Here is a 7,332-nt window from a genome sequence, read left to right as displayed (position 1 = left end):
TGATCGTCCACCGGAGCCGAGCGCGGGACCGTACGACAGGCGCTTCAAACGCCCCCGAACCCGCTGCTCGGCCCTTGTTCAGGCCTTCAGGGCCGCCGTGATGGCCGTGGTGAAGTCGGCGACCGACATGGGCGCGTTCTGGCTGTTCGGGGCCGTGAGCTTCTTGCCGTCCATCACCAGGCTCGGGGTGCCGTTGACGCCGTCCTTGTTGGTGTTGAACGTCTCGGACATCGCCAAGGCCCAGGCGTCGTACGTGCCGTTCTTCACGGCGGTCTGGAACTTGGTGTTGTTCTTGAGCGCGGCGACCGTGTTCGCGACCTTGATCAGGTAGTCGTCGCTCTTGAACTTGTCGTCCGTCTCCTCGGGGTGGTACTTCGTCGAGTAGAGCGCGGTCTTGTACTCCAGGAACGCCTCCGGGCTCACGTTCAGCGCGGCACCCATGGCGCTCATCGCGTTCTTGGAGCCCTCACCGCGAGAGCCGATCTGGATCTTCCCGTTGTCGTCGGTGTCACCGTCGAGGAACGTGCCGCCGATGTACTGGATCTTGAACTTGCCCGCGTCGAAGTCCTGCTTGAGGGTCGGGCCGACCGTCTCCTCGAACTGGGCGCAGATCGGGCAGCGCGGGTCCTCGTACAGCTTGAGGGTCTTCTTGGCGGTGCTCTTGCCGAGGATCACCGTCGTGCCGTCGGTGCCCGTGGTGTTGGCCGGCGCGACGACCTTCTCGTCCTTCGCGGCGTCCCAGTAGCCCGGCTTGTTGTTCTGCACGACCGCGTAGCCGATACCGCCGGCTATCGCGAGGACGGCGACGACGGCGCCGGCCACGATGACCTGCCGCTTGGCCTTGTCGCGCTTGGCCTGGCGCTCGCGCTCCTCGCGCAGCCGTTCACGGGCCGCGCTCTTGGACGCCTGGCTGTTCCGCTTGCTCATGCTGGTGATCTCCCTGGGGGACGCGTACACGTCGTGGACGCCGTACGCGGAAACGAATGAGGTACTTGCCGGTGCGCGTTGCTCAGCGCTGTCGCTCGGGCGGGCTGCCGCTCAGGCGAAGGAGAAGGCGAGCGGGCTCGGGCTCGGCGGGCCTCGTCGCCCCAGGGAGTGCACGAGCAGGCATGTGCGGAGCGTGGCGACACGCTGAGCCGGTCGCGGCTTGCGGCGTACGGCCGGGGCGGACCGGACCGTCACCGAGGCGACGGCCAGCAGCAGCGGGCGGAAGGTCGAGGTGGTGAGCGCGGCCAGCAGCTGGGCGAGGGCCCGCTCACCCCGGCGCAGCCAGGCGGCGGCCAGCAGGCCCACACCGACATGCGCGGCCAGCAGCAGCCAGGCGGCCTGTGGGCCCGAGTGGGCCAGCAGCGACGCCACCCGGTCGGTGTCGGCGCCCGCCACCCGGGCCAGTGGGGTGCCCACGCCGTCGCCGGCGCACAGCACGTCGAAGCCGACCGAGCGCAGCGGGCCGGCGACCGGGCCGCCCGCCCGGCCGTAACAGACCGTCTGACCGGTGGTGAAGACCGTGTCGGCGGCCAGCTCCAGGGGGATCAGCAGGGCCGCGATCCGGGCGAAGCCGCGTTCGCGGCCGGCCAGCGCGTACGCGACGACGAAGACGGCGGCGGCGATCACGGCCACCGTCCCCATCGGCAGCGGGACCCGGGACAGCAGCACGTGCGACGCGCTGCTGAGCGTCACGACGAGTGCCGTGAACAGTGCCGCGCGTACGGCTCTGAAGTGGGTCCCGGATATGTCCATAGCGGAGGAGAGTGTGTCACGGACTCCCGTAAGAGGTCCCTAAAAGGTCCCTGTGAGCCCGTGCACTGTCCGAAGGGGCCCTCTAGAGGCCCGGAATCCGGCCGTTGCGGAACAGGTCCACGAAGACCTGGTGGTCGCGGCGCGCGCGTGCGCCGTACTCGTGGGCGAAGTCCACCAGGACGTCCGCGAAGCCCGCCTCGTCGGCCGCGATCACCGCGTCGATGGCCCGCTCCGTGGAGAAGGGCACCAGGGACTCACCGGACTGGTCGTCGGCCGCCGCGTGCATCGTGGCCGTCGCGCGGCCCAGGTCGGCGACGACGGCCGCGATCTCCTCCGGGTCGTCGATGTCGCCCCAGTCCAGGTCCACGGCGTACGGCGACACCTCGGCGACCAGCTGACCGCGGCCGTCCAGCTCGGTCCAGCCGAGCCACGGGTCGGCGTGGTCCTGGAGGGCGCGCTGCGAGATCACCGTGCGGTGGCCCTCGTGCTGGAAGTAGCCGCGGATCGCCGGGTCGGTGATGTGCCGGGAGACGGCCGGGGTCTGGGCCTGCTTGATGTAGATCACCACATCGTTCTCCAGGGCGTCCGTGGCGCCCTCCAGAAGGATGTTGTACGAGGGCAGCCCGGCCGAGCCGATGCCGATGCCGCGCCGGCCGACGACGTCCTTCACGCGGTACGAGTCCGGGCGGGTCAGGGACGACTCCGGCAGCGTCTCCAGGTAGCCGTCGAAGGCGGCCAGCACCTTGTAGCGGGTGGCCGCGTCCAGCTCGATGGAGCCGCCGCCCGGTGCGAAGCGGCGCTCGAAGTCACGGATCTCCGTCATCGAGTCGAGCAGCCCGAACCGGGTCAGCGAGCGCGCGTCGCGCAGCGCGTCCAGCAGCGAACCCTGGGCGGTGTCCAGGGTGAACGGCGGTACCTCGTCGCTCTTGGCGCCGGTCGCGAGGGCGCGGATGCGCTCGCGGTACGCGCCCGCGTACGTCCGCACGAGCTCGGTGATCTGTTCGTCGGAGAGCGCCTTCGCGTACCCGATGAGGGCCAGCGACGCGGCGAGGCGCTTGAGGTCCCAGGTGAAGGGCCCCACGTACGCCTCGTCGAAGTCGTTGACGTTGAAGATCAGCCGGCCCTGCGCGTCCATGTACGTGCCGAAGTTCTCCGCGTGCAGGTCGCCGTGGATCCACACGCGCGAGGTGCGCTCGTCCAGGTAGGGCCCGCCCCGCCGTTCCGCCTCCAGGTCGTGGTAGAAGAGGCACGCCGTACCCCGGTAGAACGCGAACGCGGAGGCCGCCATCTTGCGGAACTTCACGCGGAACGCGGCCGGGTCGGCGGCCAGGAGCTCGCCGAACGCGGTGTCGAAGACGGTGAGGATCTCCTCGCCGCGGTGCTCGGCGCTGAGCTGCGGAACCGACATCGCTGGGTGCCTCCTGGTGCAGGTGATGCAAGACGAATGGGGCCGGACGGGCCGACCGGGGAGACGAATGACTCCGTCGTCCCTCCAACGTCCGAAGGTACGCCTCAGTGCCCACGACCCACCCACGAAGGTACGGGGGAGACGCCTCCCGCTGTCAGTGCCGAGGCTTAGACTTCGTCGCTGTCCCCCCAGACTGCCCGCAGCCTGTCGCCCAGTGTTTTCCATGGAGGCCACGTCGTGTCAAAGCCGCCGTTCACGCACCTGCACGTCCACACCCAGTACTCGCTGCTGGACGGTGCCGCGCGGCTCAAGGACATGTTCGACGCGTGCAACGAGATGGGCATGACCCACATCGCCATGTCCGACCACGGCAACCTCCATGGGGCGTACGACTTCTTCCACACGGCCAAGAAGGCGGGCGTCACGCCGATCATCGGCATCGAGGCGTATGTGGCGCCCGAGTCGCGGCGCAACAAGCGCAAGATCAAGTGGGGCCAGCCGCACCAGAAGCGCGACGACGTCTCCGGCTCGGGTGGCTACACCCACAAGACGATCTGGGCGGCCAACGCGACGGGCCTGCACAACCTCTTCCGGCTGTCCTCGGACGCGTACGCGGAGGGCTGGCTGCAGAAGTGGCCGCGCATGGACAAGGAGACCATCTCCCAGTGGTCCGAGGGGCTCATCGCCTCCACCGGCTGCCCGTCGGGTGAGCTCCAGACCCGGCTGCGCCTCGGCCAGAAGGAGGAGGCGCTCAAGGCGGCCGCCGAGTACCAGGACATCTTCGGCAAGGACCGGTACTTCCTGGAGTTGATGGACCACGGCATCGAGATCGAGAGCCGGGTCCGCGACGGCCTGCTGGAGATCGGCAAGAAGCTCGGCATCCCGCCCCTGGTGACGAACGACTCGCACTACACGTACCCGCACGAGGCGGGCGCGCACGACGCGCTGCTCTGCATCCAGACCGGCAAGAACGTCTCCGACCCGGACCGCTTCAAGTTCGACGGCACCGGCTACTACCTGAAGTCGACGGACGAGATGTACGCCATCGACTCCTCCGACGCCTGGCAGGAGGGCTGCGCCAACACCCTCCTGGTGGCCGAACAGATCGACACCGCCGGCATGTTCGAGGCGAAGAACCTCATGCCGAAGTTCGACATCCCGGACGGCTTCACCGAGATCACCTGGTTCCAGGAAGAAGTCCGGCTCGGCATGAACCGGCGCTTCAACGGCAACGTCCCCGAGGACCGCCAGAAGCAGGCGGAGTACGAGATGGACGTCATCATCCAGATGGGGTTCCCGGGGTACTTCCTCGTCGTCGCCGACTTCATCATGTGGGCCAAGAAGCAGGGCATCGCGGTCGGCCCCGGCCGTGGTTCCGCGGCCGGTTCGATCGTCGCGTACGCCATGGGCATCACCGACCTCGACCCGATCCCGCACGGTCTGATCTTCGAGCGGTTCCTCAATCCCGAGCGCGTCTCCATGCCCGACGTCGACATCGACTTCGACGAACGCCGGCGCGTCGAGGTGATCCGGTACGTCACCGAGAAGTACGGCGCCGACAAGGTCGCCATGATCGGCACGTACGGCAAGATCAAGGCGAAGAACGCCATCAAGGACTCCGCGCGGGTGCTGGGCTACCCGTACGCGATGGGTGACCGGCTCACCAAGGCCATGCCCGCCGACGTCCTCGGCAAGGGCATCGACCTCAACGGCATCACCGACCCCTCGCACCCGCGCTACGGCGAGGCCGGCGAGATCCGGGCGATGTACGAGAACGAGCCGGACGTGAAGAAGGTCATCGACACCGCGAAGGGCGTCGAGGGACTGGTCCGGCAGATGGGTGTGCACGCGGCCGGCGTCATCATGTCCAGCGAGCCCATCGTCGACCACGCCCCCGTCTGGGTGCGGCACACCGACGGCGTGACCATCACACAGTGGGACTACCCGCAGTGCGAGTCGCTCGGCCTGCTGAAGATGGACTTCCTGGGCCTGCGCAACCTGACCATCATGGACGACGCCGTCAAGATGGTGAAGGCCAACAAGAGCGTCGACCTCGACCTGCTGAGCCTGCCGCTCGACGATCCGGCGACCTTCGAACTGCTCCAGCGCGGCGACACCCTCGGGGTGTTCCAGTTCGACGGCGGCCCCATGCGCTCGCTGCTGCGGCTGATGAAGCCCGACAACTTCGAGGACATCTCCGCCGTCTCGGCGCTCTACCGTCCCGGCCCGATGGGCATGGACTCGCACACCAACTACGCGCTGCGCAAGAACAAGCTCCAGGAGATCACCCCGATCCACAAGGAGCTGGAGGAGCCTCTCCAGGAGGTCCTCGCGGTCACCTACGGTCTGATCGTCTACCAGGAGCAGGTGCAGAAGGCCGCCCAGATCATCGCCGGGTACTCACTCGGCGAGGCCGACATCCTGCGCCGCGTGATGGGCAAGAAGAAGCCCGACGAACTGGCCAAGAACTTCACCATCTTCCAGGCCGGAGCCAAGAAGAACGGCTACAGCGACGAGGCGATCAAGGCCCTGTGGGACGTGCTGGTCCCCTTCGCCGGGTACGCCTTCAACAAGGCCCACTCCGCCGCGTACGGCCTGGTCTCCTACTGGACCGCCTATCTGAAGGCCAACTACCCGGCCGAGTACATGGCCGGTCTGCTCACCTCGGTCAAGGACGACAAGGACAAGTCCGCGATCTATCTGAACGAGTGCCGGCGCATGGGCATCAAGGTGCTCCCGCCCAACGTCAACGAGTCGATGTCCAACTTCGCCGCCCAGGGCGACGACGTGATCCTCTTCGGCCTGTCCGCGGTGCGCAACGTCGGGACGAACGTCGTTGAGTCGATCATCAAGTCCCGTAACGCCAAGGGGAAGTACGGCTCGTTCCCCGACTACCTCGACAAGGTCGAGGCGGTCGTCTGCAACAAGCGGACGACGGAGTCCCTGATCAAGGCCGGCGCGTTCGACAGTATGGGGCACACCCGCAAGGGCCTCACCGCGCACTTCGAGCCGATGATCGACAACGTGGTGGCGGTGAAGAGGAAAGAGGCCGAGGGGCAGTTCGACCTCTTCGGCGGCATGGGCGAGGAGGACACCAGCGAGCCCGGCTTCGGTCTCGACGTCGAGTTCACCACCGACGAGTGGGACAAGGCCTATCTGCTCGCCCAGGAGCGGGAGATGCTCGGCCTGTACGTTTCCGACCACCCGCTCTTCGGCCTGGAGCACGTCCTCTCCGACAAGGCCGACGCCGGCATCTCCCAGCTCACCGGAGGTGAGCACGCCGACGGCGCGGTCGTCACCATCGGCGGCATCATCTCCGGCCTCCAGCGCAAGATGACCAAGCAGGGCAACGCCTGGGCCATCGCGACCGTCGAGGACCTCGCCGGCTCCATCGAGTGCATGTTCTTCCCGGCGACCTACCAGCTGGTGTCGACCCAGCTCGTCGAGGACGCCGTCGTGTTCGTCAAGGGACGCCTCGACAAGCGCGAGGACGTGCCGCGCCTGGTGGCGATGGAACTGCAGGTTCCCGACCTGTCGAACGCGGGCACCAACGCGCCGGTGATCCTCACCATCCCCGCGCTGAAGATCACTCCGCCGATGATCAGCCGGCTCGGCGAGATCCTCAGCCACCACAAGGGCGAGAGCGAGGTCCGCATCAGACTCCAGGGGCCGAGCAAGACGACGGTGCTGCGACTCGACCGGCACCGGGTGAAGCCCGACCCGGCCCTCTTCGGCGACCTGAAGGTGCTGCTCGGACCGTCCTGCCTGGCCGGCTGAGCAACTGACGTGAGTGAGGACCGTTCCAGAAGACGGTGCCGGCGTCGGCGAGCTTCGAGGCGTAGAGCGTGCTGGACTCCGGACCGATGTCCAGTCCCATCCGGTCCGCGGGCATCGCGTCGGCGGCGACGGTGGCCGGGTTGGCCGGAGCCTTGGTCTTCAGGTCGGGGAAGGCCGAGCCGGCCAGCACGTCGACGGGGAGGATCAGCTCGACGCCGTTCTTCTCCGCGCGCTCGATGTACTCGTTGACGGCCGGGAGCTGGTCCTCCTGAACGAGGGAGGCACCGATCTCGTACCCCTTGGCCTTGAGGAACGTGAACACCATGCCGCCTCCGATGAGGATGCGGTCGGCCTTGCCGAGGAGCTGGTCGATGACGGCGAGCTTGTCGGAGACCTTGGCGCCGCCG

The 7,332-nt window shown here is 67.7% G+C and carries 4 protein-coding genes and 1 pseudogene; 1 reads left to right on the top strand and 4 read right to left on the bottom strand.

The genetic code is table 11. The features are described from left to right. Window positions 1-78 precede the first annotated feature (78 nt). The 3 genes from STRTUCAR8_RS05055 to STRTUCAR8_RS05045 form a co-directional block, all read right to left on the bottom strand. Window positions 79-927 carry a thioredoxin domain-containing protein gene (locus STRTUCAR8_RS05055; RefSeq protein ID WP_006374369.1) on the bottom strand — a complete coding sequence of 283 codons (849 nt, stop codon included), beginning with the start codon at window positions 925-927 and terminating at the stop codon, window positions 79-81. Window positions 928-1,038: 111 nt separating this feature from the next. Beyond that, the gene (locus tag STRTUCAR8_RS05050; protein WP_006374368.1) at window positions 1,039-1,740 is read right to left on the bottom strand and encodes a hypothetical protein; all 702 of its coding nucleotides are present in this window, start codon (window positions 1,738-1,740) and stop codon (window positions 1,039-1,041) included. 82 nt (window positions 1,741-1,822) lie between these two features. After that, entirely contained in the window at window positions 1,823-3,148 is a 1,326-nt protein-coding gene (locus STRTUCAR8_RS05045) for a DUF2252 domain-containing protein (RefSeq protein WP_006374370.1), read from the bottom strand. Between the two features lie 237 nt (window positions 3,149-3,385). Here STRTUCAR8_RS05045 and dnaE point away from each other — a divergent pair, with 237 nt between their 5' ends. Then, on the top strand, window positions 3,386-6,925 hold the full coding sequence (dnaE, locus tag STRTUCAR8_RS05040) for a DNA polymerase III subunit alpha (RefSeq protein ID WP_006374371.1): 3,540 nt from the start codon (window positions 3,386-3,388) through the stop codon (window positions 6,923-6,925). 16 nt (window positions 6,926-6,941) lie between these two features. On the opposite strand, the pseudogene pgk reads toward dnaE, so the two are convergent. Beyond that, window positions 6,942-7,332 (bottom strand): annotated as a pseudogene (pgk, locus tag STRTUCAR8_RS53880) (phosphoglycerate kinase); the annotation flags it as partial.

The organism is Streptomyces turgidiscabies Car8 (assembly GCF_000331005.1).
In the GTDB taxonomy this organism is placed as follows: domain Bacteria; phylum Actinomycetota; class Actinomycetes; order Streptomycetales; family Streptomycetaceae; genus Streptomyces; species Streptomyces turgidiscabies.
The sequence above is the reverse complement of the archived record's forward strand: the minus strand, read 5'-3'. Positions and strand labels throughout refer to the sequence as shown.

Bases quoted from the DNA above. Each gene is read 5' to 3' on its own strand.
- STRTUCAR8_RS05055 (WP_006374369.1), bottom strand. From the start codon at position 927: ATGAGCAAGCGGAACAGCCAGGCGTCCAAGAGCGCGGCCCGTGAACGG.
- STRTUCAR8_RS05050 (WP_006374368.1), bottom strand. From the start codon at position 1,740: ATGGACATATCCGGGACCCACTTCAGAGCCGTACGCGCGGCACTGTTC.
- STRTUCAR8_RS05045 (WP_006374370.1), bottom strand. From the start codon at position 3,148: ATGTCGGTTCCGCAGCTCAGCGCCGAGCACCGCGGCGAGGAGATCCTC.